At 64.1% G+C, this 1,032-nt stretch carries 1 protein-coding gene; it reads left to right on the forward strand.

Annotated features, from left to right (window positions below):
• Positions 1–19: 19 nt before the first annotated feature.
• Positions 20–1,032: UDP-N-acetyl-D-mannosamine dehydrogenase (gene wecC, locus ACOVQ0_RS06055; RefSeq protein WP_421881510.1), on the forward strand; the 1,013-nt coding region annotated here is incomplete at its 3' end.

Here is a 1,032-nt window from a genome sequence, read left to right on the forward strand (position 1 = left end):
ATCGTGGAGTTGCTGGCGAATGATGGGTGATGTGAAGCCGGACGTCTGTGTTGTCGGCCTCGGCTATATCGGACTTCCAACCGCTGCCATCATAGCGCGCGCGGGCTGCAAGGTTCTGGGCCTCGACGTGTCGCAACACGTGGTCGATACGATCAATCGCGGCGAAATCCACATCGAGGAAGTCGATCTCGACGGCCTCGTCCACGGCGTCGTCCAGCGCGGCTTGCTGCGCGCCTCCACGCAGATCGAACCGGCAGACGTTTTCGTGATCGCCGTGCCCACCCCCTTCGCCAAGGACGGCCACCACACGCCCGACATTTCCTATGTCCTGGCCGCCGCCACGCAAGTCGCCGCTGTGCTGAAAGCAGGCGACACGGTGATTCTCGAATCGACCTCGCCCGTCGGCACGACCGACCAGATGCGTGATCTAATGGCAGGCCTGCGCCCCGACCTCAAGTTCCCCGGCAAGACCAAGGAAACGCCCGACGTCTCCATCGCCTATTGCCCAGAGCGCGTCCTGCCAGGCCGCATCCTTGAGGAACTGACCAACAATGATCGCTCCATCGGCGGCATCACGCCCCGCTGCGCGCGCAAGGCGCTGGCGTTCTACAAGCGCTTCGTGCGCGGCACCTGCGTCACCACCGATGCCCGCAGCGCCGAAATGACCAAACTGGTCGAAAACGCCTATCGCGACGTCAACATCGCCTTCGCCAACGAACTGTCGATGGTGGCCGACAAGATGGGCCTCGACGTGTGGGAGGTCATCCGCCTCGCCAACCGCCACCCGCGCGTGAACATCCTGCAGCCCGGCCCCGGCGTCGGCGGCCACTGCATCGCGGTGGATCCGTGGTTCATCGTGGCAGGCGCGCCGGATGAAACCCCGCTGATCCGGACCGCGCGCAATGTAAACGACGGCAAGATGCACCACGTTGTGAAGAAGGCTGCCGCCCTCGTTGAAGCCAATCCCCACGCCAAGGTCGCCTGCCTCGGTCTGGCGTTCAAGGCCAACATCGACGATTTCCGCGAAAGCCC

The sequence above is a fragment of the Novosphingobium sp. genome (assembly GCF_049240505.1).
Lineage (GTDB): Bacteria > Pseudomonadota > Alphaproteobacteria > Sphingomonadales > Sphingomonadaceae > Novosphingobium.